This is a genomic window from Hydrogenimonas sp. (assembly GCF_029933015.1).
Lineage (GTDB): Bacteria > Campylobacterota > Campylobacteria > Campylobacterales > Hydrogenimonadaceae > Hydrogenimonas.
This window is the reverse complement of sequence record NZ_JAOZOZ010000004.1, coordinates 1-19,046: the sequence shown is the minus strand read 5'-3', so window position 1 is coordinate 19,046 and position 19,046 is coordinate 1. Positions and strand designations below refer to the sequence as shown.

Genomic DNA, 19,046 nt, shown 5'->3' with positions numbered 1-19,046 from the left:
TACTTCTTGATGTTGCGGGCCGCCTGGCGTATCCGCTTTTCGTTTTCGATCAGGGCGATGCGGACGTACTGGTCGCCGTATTCGCCGAAACCGATGCCGGGGCTGACGGCCACTTTCGCCTCGGTCAGCAGTTTTTTGGAAAACTCCAGACTTCCCAGATGCAGCGCCTCTTTGGGCAGTTTCGCCCAGACGAACATGCTGGCGCTGGGTTTTTCGATGGGCCATCCCGCCTTGTTGAAGGCGTCGATCAGGACATCCCGGCGTTTACGATACTTTTCGATCGTATTCTGCACCTCGTCTTCGAGCTCGTTGATGGCGATCGTCGCCGCCACCTGGATCGGGGTGAACATCCCGTAGTCGAGCCAGCTCTTGATCTTCTGTACCGCGCCGACCAGTTTGCGGTTGCCCACGATGAAGCCGACCCGCCAGCCGGCCATGTTGTAGCTCTTGGAGAGGGTGTAGCTCTCCACCGCCACGTCCTTGGCCCCCTCGACCGAGAGGATCGAGGGCGTTTTGTAGCCGTCGAAGGTGATGTCGGCGTAGGCGATGTCGCTGATGATGTAGAAACGCTCTTTTCGGGCCATGTCCACCAGCCGTTCGTAGAAAGCCGGCGTCACCGTCGCCGTGGTCGGGTTGTGGGGAAAGTTGACGACGACGAACTTTGGCCTGGGCACCGACTCGACGAGGGCCCGCTTGAGATTGATGAAAAAGAGGTCCTCGTCCACTTCGTACCGCTCGTTGAAGACCAGCTCCATCTTCCGCACCGCGCCGCCCGCGAGCATGAAGGCGTAGGAGTGGATCGGATAGGTCGGATCGGGTACGACGGCGGTGTCGCCCGGATTGGTGATCGCCTGCACCAGATGGACGTATCCCTCTTTGCTGCCCATCGTGGCCACCGCCTCGGTTTCGGGATCCAGCGCGACACCGTAGCGGCGCTCGTACCAGTTGCAGATGGCAAGCCGCAGTTTGTAGATCCCCTTGCTGGCGGAGTATCCGTGGGTTTTCGGTTTTCTGGCCGATTCGATGAGCTTTTCGATGATCTTTTCGCTGGGGGGTCCGTCGGGATTGCCCATACTGAAGTCGATCACGTCTTCGCCCGCACGTCTGGCCGCCATCTTCAGATCGTTCACTTCGGCAAATACGTATTTGGGCAGACGTTTGAGCTTTTCGAATTCTATCTCGTCAAACATGATGTTTCGTTACCTTTTCGTCCGTTATCTTTCACCCTGTGCGCTCAGTTTCACACCGCTTCGGAGATTTTCGAGAGTGAACCTGTCGGTGATTTTCACATAGGCCGCATCGGAGGGGAGGCGCAGACGCATATATCTCGTCCGCGTGTCGTTCTGCTTCACCGATAAAATCCGCAGCATTTTATCATAAACCACCACGTCGGCGTACCAGTGGCTTCCCGGCAGTTCCCGAATCGTCAGTCTCCTGATTTTCGACACATCGACCCACACGGGACGGACGGGACGGACCACCTTTCTGATGTCGCCGGCGAAAATCGGCAACGCGGCGATCCGTGCCCGGCTCATATCCACCCGATATCGCCATCGCGTAGTCTCGAGACGTTCGATATCCGTCACCGCCGCTCCCGTTCTGGCGAACCGTTTCGCGAGCGAAACGGGATCGGGAATGGTGTCGGTCCTGAGCGAGACATTCCAGACGAAACCGTTCTTGTCGAGTCTCGCACTGCGGGTCATGAAAGATGCATAGCCGAGATTCCGAAGCGTCTCGTCGACGCTTTTCATGAAAAAGAGCGGATTTTCGCCGCCGTATTCGAAGGAGAGTTCTACCGTCCTGTAGGTCGGAAGGTTCAGATGGAGCAGGCCGTTCTCTTCCAGAACGGTCGCGATCTTCACCATATCGTATCCCGATCCGTGGCGAAAACGGCTGTCGTTTTCGAAAAGCAGCGCGACCAGTTTCCGGTGTGAGCGATAGGTGTCCTCATCCAGCAAAGAAGCTGCGCGCTCCATGGCCGTCGCGGCATGGAGACTGAAAGCGAGCAGAAGGATGAAAAGGAGCTTTCTTACCAACCTTTCCCTCCATTCAGACGCCTGAACTCCGCCGCCGTGATCTCTTTCACCATTCCGTCGTCGATCAGGAAGTAGTGTTTTTTCGCGTCGTTGAATTTGAAAAGGTTGCCGAAGGCGTCACTGATTTCGAAACGTCCGTGGCCGGTGACCAGCAGTCTCTTTCCTCTCGACTCGATTTCGTAGGGATTGGCCGTCACTTTGGCCGTTCTCTTTTTCGTCTTGAGATCGATCGTTCCGAACCAGAGTTTCACGACGGGTGTGAGGGCGACATTTTCCAGAGGCACGAAGGCCTCCTGCTCCTCTTGCGGCGCCGGTTCCGGTGCACTCAGATTCTCCTCTTTCACCTCTTCGGCTGCGGCACTCTCGTCACCCTTTTCGACCGATTCGGGCACGAAGGCTTCCGCGGATGCGGCCGGCGCATGGGCGCTCTCCTGTGCCTTTTGGGGTCGCTGCGGGGAGGAGGCCCCTTCACCCTGTGCCGGGGTCGGGGTCGTCGAGACCTCCCCGGCGGTCACGTTCGTATCGGAACCCACTCCGAACTCTTTTTGAAACAGATACCCTCCCAATCCCAGAAGCAGAAGAACCAGGACGACGACGATCCACTTTTTGGAGCCCCCCTCCTCGACACGCTCCTCTCTGACGAAGATGGGTTCGGACGAAACCGAAGGAACATCTTTGAACCAGGTATCCAGTTCGGCTTTCAGATCGTCGAAACTTTCGTCGAACTCCCTTTCGAGAATCCGGATGAATCCGAGCGCCTGGGGGCGGGTGAACCCTTCGAAATTCTTATCTTTCAGCTTTTCGAGATTTTTCCGGGAAATCTTCGTCCGGTTGACCACCACCTCGATCGTATATTTCTCCAATATCGTCTCAAGCATGTCCCATCCTGTAGATTAGTATCGCCGCAGCGGCACTCACGTTCAGTGAATCGAAGGGCCTGGCCATTTCGATCGTCACGACCCTGTCCATCTTCTCCAGTGCCCGCTTCGGTATTCCGCTTCCTTCGCTTCCCAGGACCAGAACACGTCTGGGCGCCACTTCGATATCGTCCACCGGCTCACCCTCCATACCGGCACCGTAGAGTGTGAAACCGGCCAGTTTCAGTTCGTTGAGCAGATCCAGGAGATTCGGTGCCACCGCCACGGGCAGATCGAACATCGCACCGGCACTGGTGCGTACCACCGCTTCGCTCTGCAGCTGTCTGATGCCGGCGGCGATGACCCCGTCGGCTCCGAGCGCGTAGGCTGTACGGATGATCGCCCCGATGTTTCCCACGTCGGTCAGTCCGGCGAGCACGACCAGAAAATTACCCTCTTTCAACTGCGAGACATCGGCATACCGGTAGGGTTTCACATCGCAGAGCCACCCCTGATGGTTGCCGCCTCTCGCCAGGGCCTGCGCCTTTTTGGCATCGATGCGGTCGATCGGTCTGCCGATGCGGCTGACGGCGGAAAACTCTTTGCGGTCGAGCTCCTTCGCCAGCAGAAAACGGTCGATCAGTTCGGGATGTCGCTCCATCAAAAATCTGCAAATCTGTTTGCCGTAGACTATCATGGGTAGATTCTATCGAAAGAAAGATTAAAAGTGGGCCGCTCTGTTACCGAAACGGAAACGAAGAGTATCCACTTCCAAAAGAGCCTTCTTACCCATTCTCCATTCCCCGTTCCCCGTTTCTGTTCACCGCTCCCGGTTCACCAACTCTTCGTAGCACTCTTTCACGCTTCTGCCGGTCGCTTTGGCGAGGAGTTTCGCCTTCTGTTTCGGCGGCAGTTCCAGGGCTTCGATCTGGGCGACATCCATCCCCGGCACACCGGCTCTCTGCGGTGACGCATCGAGGACGATGACCCATTCGCCTTTCAGGAGAGTTCCCGTGATCGTCTCTTTGAGCTCGGAGGGCGTCCCTTTGAAAAAACGTTCGTGTCTTTTGCTCAGCTCTTTGGCGGCGAAAACCGTCCGTTCCGGTACGTGGCGCTCGAGCTCCTCCAGCAGCTTTTCGAGACGGTGCGGCGCTTCGTAGAGGACGACAGGATAGCGGCTGCCTAGAACTTCGGCAAGTGCCTCTTCTCTCGCTTTTCCTTTATGGGGCAAAAATCCGTAAAAAAGAAACCGGGGATTTGCAAAACCGCTGGCGGCATAGGCGGTGGCAAAGGCCGAAGGGCCGGGCAACACCGTATAGTCGACACCATGTTCCTGGCACCAGGCTACCAGAAGCGCGCCCGGATCGCTGATGCAGGGCATACCCGCGTCGCTCACATAGACGACGTTCTTTTCGAACATGTCGACGGAAAAGGAGCGGATGGTTTCGGCTTCGTTATGGCTGTGGATCGAAACGAATCTCTCGATTCTGTGTTTCAGTCCGTGGCGTTCGGAAAGGAGATGGAGAAGTCTTTTGGTGACGCGGGTATCTTCGCAGAGAAGTATTTCGGCCTCTTCCAGAACCCTCAGGGCACGAAGGGAGATATCTTCGATGTTGCCGATGGGGGTGGGAAGAAGTGTGAGCATGGCGAAAACCTGGAGGGGTCTCCGCCGTCTTATTTACCGAGTTTGTATTTGTTTTTGAATTTCTCGACACGTCCGGTGGCGTCGACGATCTTTTCAGAACCCGTAAAGAACGGATGGCACGCGTTGCAGATGTCGATACGCATTTCAGGCTTGTTGGAAAGTACCGTAAAACTGTTTCCGCAGGCACAGCTTACGTGGCACTCCATATACTCAGGATGGATCCCTTTTTTCATGATTGTTCCTTCATGTATAGATTTGGCGTCGTATACAACAGCGGCTCGACATAGTACGAAACCGCTGCTACATAGGGGGAGGGGTGTAATTATACTCGAAACGGAAAAAAATTGCAAATACCGTGGCTCTTTTTTCTCCTAAACTTTTTGACGATTACGGCCGATATGACTAGTGCACAACATCTACAGGAGTTTAATGATGCGAAAAGGTTTTACGCTGATCGAACTGATCTTCGTCATTGTGGTGATCGGAATCCTCTCGGTCGTGGCACTGCCCAAATTCACCAATCTGAAGCAGAATGCGGAAGTCTCCAATATGGTTAAAGCCTATACGGCATTGATGACGAGCGGGCCATCCTCATATTTGAATGCTACAGAACTTAATGGTTTGACTGCAGACGAAGTCAGTATGGAAACATTGATGAAAATATCGCCAATCAATCCAAATACTGGTAAAGGCTGGTGGAAAAACAACGAGGACTATTTTAGATATTACATCGACAATGCAAAATACATGCAATTTAGATATTTGAATAATGGACAGGTTCAAGTATTTACATATATCGCTGGTACGAATAAAGATGATGTCCAAAATTCTTTAAATAGAAAGCTTGGACTTACTTTCAGCAATGACAGAAACACAACGACAATTGATCTTGCTACCGAATAACAATATTTTCTGAAAAACTTAAGGATTTAATTATGAAACGCGGGTTTACACTGATCGAGCTGATCTTCGTGATCATCGTCATCGGCATACTGGCGGGAGTAGCTCTGCCCAAACTCCAGCATATGCGGCAGAACGCCGAAGTGACGAGCGTCTTCAAGATCGTGCAGGATTCGCTCTCTTCGGTGCCGCCCGCGTATATCAACCTGATGGACCTCAACGGGACGGACGCGAAGATTTCTGAAATCTACGAGATCAAAGGCTCGCCCTACTGGCAAATTACACGCAACTACAACAGCGCATCCGACGATGCCTGGGTGTATATCGGCCCCCAGGGCGACCTCAACGCGACGATCCTGATCGACCACACCCAAAGACCGCCGGTTCTGCATACGCGAATCAAAGTGGAAAACAACATCGACAATCCGAAATATCAGAAGATGAAACGGCTGGTCGCCCCCCGCGACGACACCTTCGACGGCATCTACAGCGTCGATATCGAGCTGCAGTAGGAAACGATGCGCGCCTTCACTCTGATCGAACTGGTCTTCGTCATCGTCCTGATCGGCATTCTGAGTGTCGTCGCGCTTCCGCGCTTCACCGGAATGCGCGACAACGCGAAAATCGCTTCCGAACTCTCGACGGCCGCCTCGGTACAGACCGCCATCGACGCCTGTCACGGTGAGTGGATCATCAACGAAGGCTCCTTCGTCTGCGGCAAGGATATCGATCCCACCGATGCGTCGCAGTTCGACAAAACCAACGGCTTTCCCATCGTACTGGGAAGCGACGACAACCATCCCCTCAACAAAATCCTGAAAAACGCCGACAATATCAAATGGATCAAGGACAGCGCCGGCCACTACCGCGGCCCCGCTTCCAACGACGGCGTCAAGGCGAAAAATCCCGACATCCCCGGAAAACCCGACAGCGACGACTACTGGACATACGACCCCGCCACCGGAGAGTTCACCCTGGTCGACAACTGACCATTACATCTCGGTGATCTTCTTGATAATCCAGAAACCGAAGGCCAGAATCACGGTGCTCAACACGGCGATCGTGATGGTTCCTATCTCGCTCTCCACGCTTTATCCTTTTTTTTCGGGAATCGGAAAACGTGAACGGGCCGATCAAAACCCATTCCCGTTTCCCGTTCCCCATTTCCCGTTCCCTGTTCCCCGTTCACTATTCACGCCAATCACATTCCCATCGCTTCCGCCATGCTCCACATCGGCAGGAAGATCCCCAGAGCCAGCAGCAGGACAAATCCCGCGATCGCCGAAATCAAAATCGGTTCGATCATGGCCGCGACGTTGTCGACGATGTACTGGTAGCGATCCTGATAATACCTGGTCACCTTCTGCAGCATCGTCGTCAGGGCACCGCCCTGCTCTCCGGCTTTGACCATCTGGTTGATCATGTTGGCGAACATGCCGCTCTCCTCGAAACCGCTGTGCAGCGGACGCCCCTCTTCGATGGCCCGCCGAATCGTCGCGAGCCTCTCCTTCATCCAGGCGTTGTCCACGACGCCGATCGCCGCATCGAGCGCGTCGGTGATCGGTATGCCCGCATGCATCAGGACGTTGAAGATATAGACGAAGCGTCCGATCATCGCATAATGGGTCACTTTCCCGACGATATAGACTTTCAGCAGCCATCGGTCCGCCCAAAGCCGTACTTCGGGATATTTACGATAGAGCCAGGAGAAGAGAGTGACGAGTCCTACGGCACCGCCCAGCATATAGGGACCGTACCGGGTCACGGCGTGTTCGATCCATAGCAACAGCTGCGTCGGGTAGGGAAGTTCCGCGCCCGTATCGGCGAAGACCTCCTGAAACTGGGGCACGACCATGACGATGACGACGATAAAAGCGATCATCATGGCGATGATCGTGAAGAGCGGATAGCGGGTCGCCTTGACGAGCTGTCGGCGGTTTTCGAGAATCTGTTCGAGAATGTCGGCCAGCTTCGCGATCGAATCCGAGAGTGTACCCGTCTGCTCCCCCAGATGGAACATCGAAACCGACAGGTTCCCCAGCTGTGTGGCAAACGGCCTCACCGCATCACTCAGACTCACACCGCTCTCCACATCTTTGAGGATCGATCCAAGAATCGCTTTGAGCATCTCGTCGTCGGTGGAGTTGATCGCCTCTTCGATACACTGGTTGATCGGCATGCCGGCATCGAGCATGACATGGATCTGACGCAAAGAAGCGATGTAGGGCTCCTGTGCCACCCGCTTGTTCCGAAGGGGCGAGCGAAGCTCTTCGATCTTCTTTCGGAGCGTCAGAGAAAAGGGTTTGGAGACCTCCTTGACCGAAAGCATCACTCCCAGCGTCATCCGCTGGAAGCGGCGGATGGCGTCGATTTTGGATTCCGACTCCAGCACGATGGCGTCCCGCCGTTTCCCCTGACGATACTCGATACGGAAATAGCGCATCTCTTAGCTCCGTGTCACCCGCAGAATTTCATCCAGGGTCGTCACGCCCTTGAGCACCTTGTCGATGCCGTTTTCGATCATCGGCCGGTAGACCCCCCGTTCCAGCGCGATCTTGGCGATCTCCAGTTTCGTCGCCCCTTCGGAGATCTTCTGGGCCACCATCTCGTCGACACGAAGAATCTCGACGATGAGCGTCCTGCCCATATATCCGGTCATTTCACACTGGGGACATCCGACCCCTTTGTAGAATTTCGGGTTCTCCGGCAGCCACTTCCGGACTTTTTCCAGCATGTCGTGGTGCGGTTTGGTCTCCGTTTTGCAGTAGGGGCAGATCTTGCGCACCAGCCGCTGCGCCACGATGGCGATGAGGGCGTCGGCGATCAGATAGGGTTCCAGCCCCATCTGCACCATCCGGCTGATGGCGCTCGGCGCGTCGTTGGTATGGAGGGTCGAAAAGACCAGATGGCCCGTCAGGGAGGCCTGGGCCGCCGCGTTGAGCGTCTCGAAATCGCGGATCTCCCCCACCATGATGATATCCGGGTCCTGACGCAGAAAGGATTTGAGCGCTTCGGCGAAGGTGAATCCTATCTTTTCGTTGACCTGCACCTGCTGGATCAGCGGCAGCTGGTACTCCACCGGATCCTCGATCGTCAGCACCTTGTTTTCGATGCTCTTGACTTCGTTGAGCGCGGCGTAGAGGGTCGTCGTCTTACCGCTTCCGGTGGGTCCCGTCAGCAGGACGATCCCGTAGGGCTGATGGATCACGTCCTGGAACACTTTGAGGTTTTCGTCCTCGAAACCGAGCTCCGACATCTTCAGCAGCACCTTCTGCTGGTCGAGAATACGCATGACGATCGATTCGCCATGGAGTGTCGGTGTCGTCGAAAGCCTGAAGTCGTACTCCTTCCCGTCGACGATCAGCATGAAGCGTCCGTCCTGGGAACGACGCCGCTCGGAGATGTCGAGATTGCCCAGAATCTTGATCCTCGAAGCCAGCGCCGTATAGACCTCCAGATCGAAGATAAAAGTCTCGTGCAAAACGCCGTCGACCCTGGCCCTGATCGAGACGTCGTGATCGTCCGGCTCGATATGCAGGTCGCTGGCGTTGCGCAAAATCGCATCGCGGATGATGAGCCGGATCAGTTTCAGCACGGCGCTCTCTTCGCTCTCGTTCTTGATGCCGTGCTGCCTGATCTCCCGCTTCACCTCCTCGACGATCGATTTGGTGTTGTGGATGATCTCCAGACGCTGGAAGATATGGAGAATGTCGCCTTTCATCGCCATGTAGAGTTTGAGCGGTTTGGTGACGACGGAGCGCTCGAGCACCTCCAGCGCGTCGTAGTTGAGCGGATCGGAGGTGGCGACGTAGATATACTCCTCATCCTCCTTGAAAGGAACCGCCCAGGCGTTTTTGAGCACCTGGATCGGAAAACGGCCCAGCAGTTTGGAGTCGAGCTCCACGCCGTAGAGATCGATGAACTCCAGATGAAGCTGTTCGGCCAGCTGTTCGGCGATCTCCCTTTCGGTCACGAATCCTTCGTCCACCAGGATCTCTCCCAGTCTTTTCGTGAAATTGCTCTCCTTCTGCACCTTCAGGGCGTGCTGCAGCTCCGACTCCGTCACGAGCCCCTTTTCGACCAGCAGATCCCCGAGACGGATTTTCTGTCGTATCATCTTCTTCTCTCCTCTTTTCCGTCCTCTCTGCTCCAGGACAGAAGAAGCGTTCTGGCCTTCACCGAATCTCTGTAGTCGAGATAGAGCCTGAGAATCCGCTTCGCGCGCTCCCTGTTTCCCAGAGCGTACTCCGATTTCGCGTAGAGCACCCACGCATCCTCGTCGTCCCGGTCGATCAGATTCGCCTTTCTGGCCCAGAGTGCGGCGTTTTCATAATCCTTTTTCTCGTAGTAGAGATTGGCGATCTTCAGCGCCGTCACATAGCGCGGATACTTCTCGTACTGGCGGATCAGAGCGTCCAGATCCTGCACCTCCTTGACCTCGAGCACCGGTTTGATCGGCTTTTTCGTCGTAAGCGCCCCACTCTTTTGGGCAGGGGATTCGCCCGGGACACTTTCCGCTTTTGGACGCTGCATCGGCTTCTTCGTTTCCGCACGCTTTTTCGCCGGTTTCGGTTTCGGCGGTACGGACTTTTTCACGCTCTTTGGGGCACGTCCGGCGGGCGCACTCTTTTCGGTGACCCCGGCGGCGGAGATCCTCTTCTTTTCCGCGCTCTTTTCCACTCTCTTCGGCACCGTTTTTTTCCGTACCGTTTGGGCCTCCTTCTCCGCCACAGGAGCGGACCCGGAGCTCTTTACGGCAGGTTTTTCCGGCGTCGCCCTCTTTTGGGACGGGGCGGAAGCGGCCGCTTCGCACTCCGCCGCCGCAGGCTCGGGCGCTACCGTCGCCGGCTTTGCCGCTGTCGGCGTGACGCCGGCCGGTTCGACGAGGAAGCCTCCCTGCCGGTAGAAAACCGCCCCGGCGGCTATAACGATCACTACGGCAAAAGCCGCGCTCCACTTCAGAAACATCTTTCTTCTACGCTGTTTGCAGCGCCTCTGCAGCTCTTCGAAGCGGTTATGCATCGATCAGCCCCAGGTCGATCGCCGCCATATCCAGCAGGCAGGCGTTGGGTTTGCGGTACTGTTTCAGACCGTTGCTCCGGGCGTGCTCCATCAGTTCGAAAAGCACCTGGGCCATCCGCTTGACGTTTCTGAAATTTCCTTCGCTGTAGCGGTGGATGCGCCGCACCACCCCCTTGTCGAGCATCGTGGAAATCTCGCCCAGTCCCTCCCGCAGAAGCGTCGTGGAGAGATACTCCCCCACCTCCACCGCATCGAGCCGGCCGATCTGGACGACCTTGTGGCTGCGCGATTTGAAGTGGGGTTTGCGGAGGATCTCCTCGCCCTCCTCCTTGTGCATCGAGAGCAGAAACCGGAAGGCTTTCGTATCGGAGAGTATCCGCAGAAACTCCAGTGAACTTTCGTTCATCAGCTGCGCCTCGTCGATCATGATCAGGTGTTCACTCTCTCGGAAATGGTCGACGACGCGGTTTTTGAGGTCGTCCATGGGCCCTTCCTCCGCCAGGCCGCACTCCCGGGCCAGCCGCTGCAGAAAGGAGAGCGGATCGAAGAAGGGCTCGTCGAGATGGACGATCGTGCGCGTGTCCCCCTTTTCACGAAGCGCCTGTTTGAGCGTGTGGAGCATTTTCGTCTTTCCGACGCCGGGATCTCCCAGCAGAAAGATCGGCCGCCGCTCCGCCTCGTCGATCAGTGCGAGGAGCGTCGTTTTCGAAAGTTCCGAACTGGCCGCGTCGTAGTAGTCGTTCCTGTCCACGCGGTCTTCGAAAAGTTCGGAAGCTCTCTTCAGGTCACCCATTCACCGCTCCTCCATCCGCAAAGCGTCATCGATGGAAGGGACGGCGGTCCCGTCGACGATCCTGGGGGTGATGATGACGATCAGCTCAACCTTCTGCACTTTGGTTCCCGTGTGGTGGAACGCCCGCCCCAGCAGAGGGATGTCTCCAAGCAGCGGCACTTTGGTGTTGGAGTTGATCACCCGTTTGCTGATGAGCCCGCCGATGATCACCTTGTGGCCGTTTTTGACCTTGACGATGGAGGTCAGCTGCTTGATCTTCACATCCGGAGGCATCTGCCGGATCGAAGAGTCCTCGTTGGAGTCGCTCGGATTGGAGGAAAAATCCCCCTCGCCGGGCAGTCTGTTGTAGTCGAGTCCCTCGTTCTGCTGGATCGGTTCGCTGACGACCGGATTGATTTTGAGGATGATGAATCCGTCGTCGGTCACCTCCGGCACGATATTGAGGGTCAATCCGACGAAAACGGAGCCGATCGTATAGGTATTGGTGCCGACGGGGTTTCCGGTGGTGGTGGTCGTGATGGCACCCGTCTGGTACTTGTAGTTGATCTGGTCGCCCACGTTGATGACGGCGGGCTGGTTGTTGAGGGTCATGACCTTGGGGTTGGAGATCGTGCGGACATCGCCGTAGTGCTGCAGGAAATCGAGCAGACCGTCCATCGTGAACTGGTAGCCCAGCTTGTAGCTGTCGGGCAGCAGAAATGCGCCGCCTTTTCGAGCCAGGCCCCTGAGCTTCAGATCGAAACGGCTCCAGTCGACACCCGTCGTATTCTTGTCGGCGTACCTCAACTCGATCAGGTTGGCTTCGAGCATGATCTGCTTGTGCAGCCGTCCGGTGACGTGGTCGATATACTCCTCCACCCGTTCGATCTGCCGTTTCGTACCCGTGACGGTGACGATGCCCGCCTCTTTGTTGATCAGCGATTTGCTCTGGACCGTATGACTGTCTTCGTCACGCTGGAGGATCGCGTCGATCTGGTCCTTGAAATTGTCCCAGAACTTGAACTCGGTGACTGTCCTGATCGTCGTATAGTCGGAGTTGTCGCCACCGTTATCGTTGTCGTAACCCGACGCGCCGTATCCGCCTCCGCCACCGGAAGTTCCGTATCTGCCGGAAGTATCGTAGTTATCGTTGTTGTTCGAAGCCCCGACCGTGATCGATTTGATCGACTCGGTCTTCAGTTCACTGAGATTGACGTAGTCGATGTGGAACGATTTGGTTTCGATGTAGGAGATCGTGAGTATGCGCCGCTGGGGATCGTAGCGGTAGAACATATTGTGCTCGTCGAAGAGAAACGAAAACATCTCATCCAGCGAATAGTCGCGTATATGGACAAGCTGCAGCGGTGTGCGAACCACTCTTTTCGCCTCTTCGTCGGCGAACATGACACTGAACTCACAGGTATCCGCCAGATTCTGGACGATGTCGAATATCGTGATCTGTCCAGCCTGTGAGCCGGTGGAAAAGGAGAAGAGTTTATTCTGGCAGTCGGCCGATCCGAAAAGCATCAGTGCCGAAAAGAGCAATCCGGCCATTATCCGTTTCATTGTTCCGTTTCCTTGATTTTCAATAGTTTCTTTTTTCGTTTGAGGGGTATGAAGAGCGTTCGTCCCCCCTCCTTCATCACGACACCACCGGCACGGACGGCGACGATCCGGTACGGGCCGATCCTATCACCCCGGGCCACCCACCGTCCGTTGACGAAGGCCCGTTCGTTCATGATGGCAGAAACCCTCACGACGGGTGCCTGCGGCGCGTACGTTCTCTTTTTCGCCTGTTTGATCAGAGGTTCGGCTCTGCGAAAGGGGTCGTAGATCACGTAGTCGGGTGTTTCGGGAAGTCTCCACCTCCCGACTTTTTCGAGTTTTTTCGCGATGCTCTCGACATCGATCGCAGAACCCCACACCAGAGCCGTCAGAAAGAGCGTGAGAGTGCAGATCTTTTTCACGGTTTCGCTCCGTAACTGAGAAGATCGAGATGGAAGAGCGTCTCCCCCTCTTCGCTCAGGAAGATCTTCACACCTTCGACTTTCAACAGGGCGTTGAAACTCTCGATATAGTGGATCAGCTTCACGATATCGGCGAATCTTCCGGCCCCGTCGATACGCACCGCCTTTTTCTTTTCGATCATCGCAGAGATCTCTCCGCTCTCGTCGGAACTTTCGATCAGGTCGATGCGAAGGCCCAGCTCCACCGAACGCTTCAGAACCCTGTCGAGCATTTCGAGAAAACTCTTCTGCTCGAACCAGATGAAATCGAGCCGCTTCGCCCGGCTCTGCAGATAGCGTTTCGCCGCTTCGGTTTTTTCGAGCTCCTCCTGCAGCTGGAGTCTTTTGCGCTTGACCTTCTCGAGCATCAGACCGATCCGGCGCAGATCGACGCTGGCGATCTTCTGCTCGAGCTGTTCGCACTCCGTCTTCTCCGCTTCGATCCGCTGCTGCATGGGATCGATCCATCCATACCACCCCAGCGCCAGGATCATCAGCGCCGTACCGGCCGTCACGATCAGCCGTTTGGCGGGAGAGAAGGCTTCGAACTGGTTTTCGGTATCCTGCAGCAGACTCATCGGACGATCTCCACGCGGCTTTGGTAGACATCCTTATCCAGCCTGATCGCTTCGGTTCCGACGTTTTCGTACCCTCTGTCGACCAGATCCTTCATGAATTTGGCGATCCTGTCACGTCTGGCGTAGCTGGTGAGAATGTCGACCCTCATCGTTCTCGAACCGTTCTGCTCCATCGATGTGGCCGAGAGGGAGTATCTCTGGAGCGCTTCGACGACATCCTGCATCATCTTCTGCCGCTTGGCCTTGGAAGCCTTGATCAGCATCATGGCGTCGGCCGCTTCATCGAACGCCACGATATTCTGCCGCGCCTCTTTCAGCTTTTCGGCCACGGCATCCCGTGCGGCACGCTCTTCGAGAAGTTTTTTTCTGAAATACTTCGACTTCTCCTGCACCTCCATCAGACGGGCCTCCAGATCGGCACGGTTCGTCTGCCACCCTTCGAGCTCCATCTGCTCGAGCGCACCCCATCCGACCGTCACGAGCGTGGCGAGTCCCGCGGCGGCCACGAACTTTCCCGTATGGCTCCACCAGAAACCGGGACGCTTCTCGAAGATGGTGAGATTCGGCGCTTCGATCCTCTCCTGGGCCGCAGCCAGCAGATAGAGCGCTTCGACGCCTTCGTGCTGCAGGGCGGGTTCGAGCGTCTCGCAGCAGCTGAGCGCCCCCTTGCGGCTCTCTTCGAATCCGTACCCGTCGAAAAGCTCCCACAGACCCGGAATCGTCTCCTGCTCGAAATCGATCAGGATCGTATCGACACTTCCGATACCGAAGATTCCCCGTTTGTGGTTGACCGTCTGGGCGATCCGTTCGGTCATGTTGGCGAAGGTGTCCTGGATCGTCGTGACAAGCAGCGATTCGTCGGGACCGTACTTCTCTCTCTCCAGGCCCCGCTGACGCAGCGACTCTTTCAGCGCTTCGACACTCACCTGCGCCTTGAGGGCGATCGACTGGAGGGAAGGCAACCCCCGATGCGTCACATAGCGCCCCTCTTTGCAGAGCACGGCGTAGGAGGCTTCGTCACCGATATAGAGAAAAAGCTCGACGGCGGAGGCGTCGGCTTTGTCGTAGGCATAGAGGGCTTCGTAGATCAGGTAGGGGATGGCCAGCAGATCGATGCGTCCCGTCACCGAAGCCGCGGCGTCGTAGAGTTCGTGCAGTCTGTCGTGGGCCACCGCGAACGCCTCGATGAGCCAGGAGGATTCGAAATCGAGCGGATGCTTCACGTAGGCGATCGCGTACTCTTTCTCAAGATCGAGACCCCCCTCTTCGAACATCGTGATCTCGACGATCGTCTCGATCTTCTCTTCGCTCGTCCCGATGGGGATCTTGAAAGTGTGGGAGTGGATGATGTCGACGGGCACGACACTTCCGCAATGCCCCCTTTTCGCCTGTTTCGGAGTCGCTTTTTCGAAAGAGGAACCGTCGAATCTCAACAGCCCTTTCTCATTCTCCGAACAGATAAAAACGCTATCTACTGCCATCTGTATCCATTTAAATTTTTAATATTTCATTGTAGCGTATCCGCTGATCGGATAGACCGTGATCGAATAACTCTTTTTGGTATCGCCGATAGTAATATCGACCTCCCGATGCAATAGTGAAGGGAGTCCGAAATCCCCGTCGTGCGGTCTTCCCATGGCATCGAAGCAAATTGTGTTCCCTCCGAGGCCCGAGACCGTGATCCGCGTATCCTCTTTCATCCGGTAGGCACCCGCTTTGGAGAGGTTTTCTTCCAGGGAGTCTCTCTCCAGCCTCAGACATCCGATGTTGTCGCTTTGCAGAGTGCCGTCGAAATTTCTGTGGTCGTAGCCTATGGCTTCGTAGCGGCTTTTCAACACTTTGGAGAGGACGAACTTCGTGTCGTTGAGAAGCCTGTCGGGACGTGATAGGGATGTGGCCACCATGGCGAGTATCCCCACCAGCAGTATGACGAAAATCAGTTCGATCAGGGTGAATGCCGTATGTCTCATGGTCTCTGCAGGCTCCTTCGCACGATCCGCACCGGATGGACCACTTTCGGATGGTTCGGATCGGTCGCGACGACCGCCTCCATCATCACCATACCGTGGGACTCCTCCGTCTCGATCGGATACCCAAGCGCCCCGCAGGCGGCCAGATCGGCACTTCCTTCGAGAAGATAGTAGCGGACGATGGCGATGTCCGCGACGAACTTTCCATCTTTCGATACGACATGCACACGGTCGAGACATCCGGAGCTTCTGTCGTGCCCGGCGATCTGGAGCATCGCGATCTCGACGGCACTCTGCAAAAAGAGCTCCGCCTGCTCTCTCGTATAGCTGTCCGCCGTGTGGACGGCACCGATTTTGGCGTAGCGCATCGCCACCACCATCAGGCCGCTGACGATCAGAATGATGATGAGAGCCTGCCAGATTCCAAACGCCCGCCGCATCAGAAAACCACCTTCTGCTTCGAAAGATGCACCGGTGACGAACTTCGTACCGGCCGGAGCAGATCGATGCTCAGCCGGATCGTCCGGTTGACGTACTCGGCTCTGAAACCGCCGACATGTTCGGCGATCACCGTCACGCTTCCCGCTCCACCCCCGTTGGGATCGGCGCAGAAGCTCTCCCCTTTCCAGGGCCTGTAGTCGTAAAAGAGCAGGAGCGTATCATCTTTCACCTCCGCCGGAAGGTTCGCGATGCATGAGGCGTTCGTGTCGATGTCTCTCCCCCGGGCCACGCCGTAGGCCGTATCGGCCAGATAGTACTTTTCGTAGATATAAGCAGGATCGCCGCTCAGCCGGATTTCGCCCGTATCGCCCATGTCGATGGCAAAAAGCGCATCGCTCCTGCCGCCGTGCCATCCGAAGGCGTTGCGTATGTCGCCGCCGGTATCATCCCCTTCGTCGAAGGTCCCGGCAAAAGCGAGCCGCACCAGATCGTCGGAAAAGACGTTGCCGGAGCGGCCGAATTTCAGGCGCGTCGTCGCATCGACACGACTTCCGACACTCTCGGGGGAAAAGAGAGTATCGGTCGAAGATGAACTTCTGTTCATATCCACGAAGCCGCTGTAATCCCTCTTCGTCAACGCCTCTTCGGCGGTACCGATCCACTCCAGCACCGGTTTGGAGGAGACGATGGATGAGAGCGGCAGCAGTGTACCATCCGCAGGATCGTAGCCGATGACGGATGCGGGTATGCGGTGGTAAAGCAAAATGGCGAGCTGGTCGAGGGCCGCCTGCGAAGAGATGGAGAGTTCCGTGACGGCCCGGGCTTTGACGCTCCTGACAAAGAGTGCGCTGAGGGCTTTGAAGGTACCGACGGCCAGAATACCCGTCACGACGATGACCATGATGATCTCGATCAGCGTGAAGCCCCGTCTCATCGCCACGCTCTTTTGTTGATGTAGATCTGCCCCAGATTGACGGAGTGGTAGTAGAGCGACGAGGTGAAAGGGGCTTTCTTCCTTCCCGGCACGTTGGATACCGTCACCCTGATCTCCTTGATGTCGGTCGAACCGGAAGCCGGTGAGAGGGCCGAGAGGTCGACGACGCTGCCCGGCGAAGGATCCTGCAGATAGGAGACGGAAACCTGCAGGCGGTATTTGGCGCCGTAGGGTGTGGTCGTATCGACTTGAAAGCCGTCGTAGTCGTCGATATCGTTGAAGTAGGCGTCTTCCCGTCCCAATGTCGAAGAGGCGTTCATCGGTGTGGCGCTGTTGTCGATACAGTTTCGCGATCCGACGAATCCGCCCACTCTGTAGAACCCGGTCGTATCGTCACATCTGTAGGCCGCGTTTCCTGCCGAGACGGAGAGTATCCGGTCATACTTCGTGTTCTCTTCGTCCCACGGCAGATGGACGATGATACCCATCAGCGCCATCGCGTTGTAGAGCGCCTCCTCTTTGACGGTCGTTTCGAAACTCTTGTTGGTGACGAAAACGATTTTGGGGACGACCATGAAAACCAGCCCGATGATCACCATCGTAAAGATCAGCTCCACCATCGTCAATGCCCGTCTCATCGGAAAAGTTTCACTCCCTGTCTGCGGCGGTACGTGGCGTTGCTCTCCAGCGCTCCCGTATCGAAATCGGATCCGTTGATCTCACCGCTCTGCACACCCCTGATCCGCCCTTTTCCGATATAGGTATAACCGAAGCAGGGGTGTTTCGTGCAGTCGCTCGCCCCGTCGTAGGCGTATGGGCTTCCAAATCCCTTCGGAACGTACCATAGCCAACTGTCGATGTCCAGATGGATGATCCGTTTTCTCGGAACGTCCACGGTGGTATTGATCTCCATCGTCACCGTTCCGTTTCCATATCGGCTGAAATCCATGAGAATGTCCGTGTCGGAAGGGCTCGAAAGCGCGATGTCGGCCGTGGCGTTGGCATCTTTGATTCCTCCGTTCATCCGGCTGCTCTGTTTTTCGTTGCGGTACCAGCGAAGGGAGTTCTGCCGAAAACCCGTGACGAAAGAGGGAGCGTTTCTGTCGTAGACTTCGATCTCCACGACATTTTCGACACTCCGTTCGGTCGTGGCGACATCTTCGGCGCGCAGCCGGCCGAAATAGAATGTGGCACCGCCGGAAAAATTTGACACAACACCTCCCGCCACCGAAGGATAGGTCGCATCCTGCAGCGTCACGGAAAGGTTGCCTTCGCTGCCTGCCACATGAAAGGGATCGGTCGGTTCGTCATAGGTGCGGTCGTAATTGAACGCCACATCCGAATAGCTCAGCACCGCTTCCCCCGAAGCGAAACCCAGATCGGCCCCCGTTTTGGGCAATGGTTCGCCGAGAGTACGGGCGGGCGAGTGCTTCGCCGGCAGACTCAAAAGGGGTGTGATATCGACGGGATCGGCGAAGAGACGGTTCATCGGATTGGAGAAGTTCCTCATCGTTCCCCCCTTTTCTCCCTCGGCCGTCACTTTCAGGCTCAGATTCCGCAGCCACGCACTCATATGCAGGTCGTTGGAGAGATAGGTGAAGCCGCCGGCCGTGTCGTTGTCTTCCATGCGGGGCGAGGCGATGAACTCCACCCTGAAATGGTGAGGAATGAAGGTCACGTTCCTCTCTCCATAGATGGTACGGTTGATCTCCGGCGTATCGTCCGCATCGACGGCACACCAGGAGGTATCGTTGAGCTCCAGCGTCACGATGCCCACATCGTCGAAACTCAGACGTAAATCGGCCTCACCGTCGGAGAAAGCCGAAATCGTTCCCGTCAGAGAACCTGCCATGGAACCGTTGGCTTCGCCGTTTCGCATATATTT

22 protein-coding genes are annotated in these 19,046 nt (G+C 56.3%); 3 read left to right on the top strand and 19 right to left on the bottom strand.

Annotation, left to right across the window (positions count from 1 at the left end; all coding sequences use genetic code 11):
* From Q1K23_RS00805 to rpmE, 6 genes are all read right to left on the bottom strand, one after another.
* Positions 1-1,190: LL-diaminopimelate aminotransferase (locus tag Q1K23_RS00805; RefSeq protein ID WP_300361166.1), on the bottom strand; the 1,190-nt coding region annotated here is incomplete at its 3' end.
* A gap of 24 nt (positions 1,191-1,214) precedes the next feature.
* Positions 1,215-2,036, bottom strand: a complete 822-nt coding sequence (locus tag Q1K23_RS00800) for a hypothetical protein (RefSeq protein WP_300361164.1) — start codon at positions 2,034-2,036, stop codon at positions 1,215-1,217.
* Positions 2,030-2,914: a hypothetical protein gene (locus Q1K23_RS00795; protein WP_300361161.1), complete on the bottom strand. Its 885-nt coding sequence runs from the start codon at positions 2,912-2,914 to the stop codon at positions 2,030-2,032. Before Q1K23_RS00795 ends, Q1K23_RS00800 begins: the two co-directional genes overlap by 7 nt.
* Positions 2,907-3,590: a 23S rRNA (guanosine(2251)-2'-O)-methyltransferase RlmB gene (gene rlmB / locus Q1K23_RS00790; RefSeq protein WP_300361158.1), complete on the bottom strand. Its 684-nt coding sequence runs from the start codon at positions 3,588-3,590 to the stop codon at positions 2,907-2,909. The genes Q1K23_RS00795 and rlmB overlap by 8 nt, the downstream gene beginning before the upstream one ends.
* Positions 3,591-3,713: 123 nt before the next feature.
* Positions 3,714-4,538 (bottom strand): 16S rRNA (cytidine(1402)-2'-O)-methyltransferase, encoded by an 825-nt coding sequence (gene rsmI / locus Q1K23_RS00785; RefSeq protein WP_300361156.1) that lies wholly within the window; start codon positions 4,536-4,538, stop codon positions 3,714-3,716.
* A gap of 29 nt (positions 4,539-4,567) precedes the next feature.
* Positions 4,568-4,771: a 50S ribosomal protein L31 gene (rpmE, locus tag Q1K23_RS00780; RefSeq protein WP_300361153.1), complete on the bottom strand. Its 204-nt coding sequence runs from the start codon at positions 4,769-4,771 to the stop codon at positions 4,568-4,570.
* Positions 4,772-4,970: 199 nt separating this feature from the next.
* Between rpmE and Q1K23_RS00775 the strand changes: the two genes are divergently transcribed.
* The 3 genes from Q1K23_RS00775 to Q1K23_RS00765 are packed head-to-tail and all read left to right on the top strand — an operon-like array spanning position 4,971 to position 6,427.
* Entirely contained in the window at positions 4,971-5,441 is a 471-nt protein-coding gene (locus Q1K23_RS00775; RefSeq protein WP_300361150.1) for a type II secretion system protein, read from the top strand.
* Between the two features lie 32 nt (positions 5,442-5,473).
* Positions 5,474-5,950, top strand: coding sequence for a type II secretion system protein (locus tag Q1K23_RS00770; RefSeq protein WP_300361147.1), 477 nt, complete (start codon positions 5,474-5,476; stop codon positions 5,948-5,950).
* 6 nt (positions 5,951-5,956) lie between these two features.
* Positions 5,957-6,427 (top strand): type II secretion system protein, encoded by a 471-nt coding sequence (locus Q1K23_RS00765; RefSeq protein ID WP_300361144.1) that lies wholly within the window; start codon positions 5,957-5,959, stop codon positions 6,425-6,427.
* 212 nt (positions 6,428-6,639) lie between these two features.
* Here the strand turns inward: Q1K23_RS00765 and Q1K23_RS00760 are convergent, their stop codons facing one another.
* The 13 genes from Q1K23_RS00760 to Q1K23_RS00700 form a co-directional block, all read right to left on the bottom strand.
* Entirely contained in the window at positions 6,640-7,881 is a 1,242-nt protein-coding gene (locus Q1K23_RS00760; protein WP_300361141.1) for a type II secretion system F family protein, read from the bottom strand.
* A 3-nt stretch (positions 7,882-7,884) separates the two neighbouring features.
* Positions 7,885-9,555, bottom strand: coding sequence for a GspE/PulE family protein (locus tag Q1K23_RS00755; protein ID WP_300361138.1), 1,671 nt, complete (start codon positions 9,553-9,555; stop codon positions 7,885-7,887).
* Positions 9,552-10,460, bottom strand: coding sequence for a hypothetical protein (locus Q1K23_RS00750; protein ID WP_300361135.1), 909 nt, complete (start codon positions 10,458-10,460; stop codon positions 9,552-9,554). The genes Q1K23_RS00755 and Q1K23_RS00750 overlap by 4 nt, the downstream gene beginning before the upstream one ends.
* Positions 10,453-11,253 carry an ATP-binding protein gene (locus tag Q1K23_RS00745; RefSeq protein ID WP_300361132.1) on the bottom strand — a complete coding sequence of 267 codons (801 nt, stop codon included), beginning with the start codon at positions 11,251-11,253 and terminating at the stop codon, positions 10,453-10,455. The genes Q1K23_RS00750 and Q1K23_RS00745 overlap by 8 nt, the downstream gene beginning before the upstream one ends.
* Positions 11,254-12,798, bottom strand: coding sequence for a secretin N-terminal domain-containing protein (locus Q1K23_RS00740; protein ID WP_300361130.1), 1,545 nt, complete (start codon positions 12,796-12,798; stop codon positions 11,254-11,256). It lies immediately after the preceding gene.
* The gene (locus tag Q1K23_RS00735) at positions 12,795-13,199 is read right to left on the bottom strand and encodes a hypothetical protein (RefSeq protein ID WP_300361128.1); all 405 of its coding nucleotides are present in this window, start codon (positions 13,197-13,199) and stop codon (positions 12,795-12,797) included. Before Q1K23_RS00735 ends, Q1K23_RS00740 begins: the two co-directional genes overlap by 4 nt.
* A complete protein-coding gene (locus Q1K23_RS00730; protein WP_300361125.1) occupies positions 13,196-13,816 on the bottom strand; it encodes a type II secretion system protein GspM in 621 nt (206 codons plus the stop codon). The genes Q1K23_RS00735 and Q1K23_RS00730 overlap by 4 nt, the downstream gene beginning before the upstream one ends.
* Positions 13,813-15,297, bottom strand: a complete 1,485-nt coding sequence (locus Q1K23_RS00725; RefSeq protein WP_300361123.1) for a hypothetical protein — start codon at positions 15,295-15,297, stop codon at positions 13,813-13,815. Before Q1K23_RS00725 ends, Q1K23_RS00730 begins: the two co-directional genes overlap by 4 nt.
* 18 nt (positions 15,298-15,315) lie before the next feature.
* Positions 15,316-15,786, bottom strand: a complete 471-nt coding sequence (locus Q1K23_RS00720; RefSeq protein WP_300361121.1) for a prepilin-type N-terminal cleavage/methylation domain-containing protein — start codon at positions 15,784-15,786, stop codon at positions 15,316-15,318.
* Positions 15,783-16,226 carry a hypothetical protein gene (locus tag Q1K23_RS00715; protein WP_300361119.1) on the bottom strand — a complete coding sequence of 148 codons (444 nt, stop codon included), beginning with the start codon at positions 16,224-16,226 and terminating at the stop codon, positions 15,783-15,785. Before Q1K23_RS00715 ends, Q1K23_RS00720 begins: the two co-directional genes overlap by 4 nt.
* The gene (locus Q1K23_RS00710) at positions 16,226-17,161 is read right to left on the bottom strand and encodes a type II secretion system protein (protein ID WP_300361116.1); all 936 of its coding nucleotides are present in this window, start codon (positions 17,159-17,161) and stop codon (positions 16,226-16,228) included. The genes Q1K23_RS00715 and Q1K23_RS00710 overlap by 1 nt, the downstream gene beginning before the upstream one ends.
* Positions 17,158-17,799: a type II secretion system protein gene (locus Q1K23_RS00705; protein WP_300361113.1), complete on the bottom strand. Its 642-nt coding sequence runs from the start codon at positions 17,797-17,799 to the stop codon at positions 17,158-17,160. The genes Q1K23_RS00710 and Q1K23_RS00705 overlap by 4 nt, the downstream gene beginning before the upstream one ends.
* A partial coding sequence (locus tag Q1K23_RS00700) for a DUF6701 domain-containing protein (RefSeq protein WP_300361110.1) occupies positions 17,796-19,046 on the bottom strand: 1,251 nt, incomplete at its 5' end. The genes Q1K23_RS00700 and Q1K23_RS00705, both read right to left, overlap by 4 nt.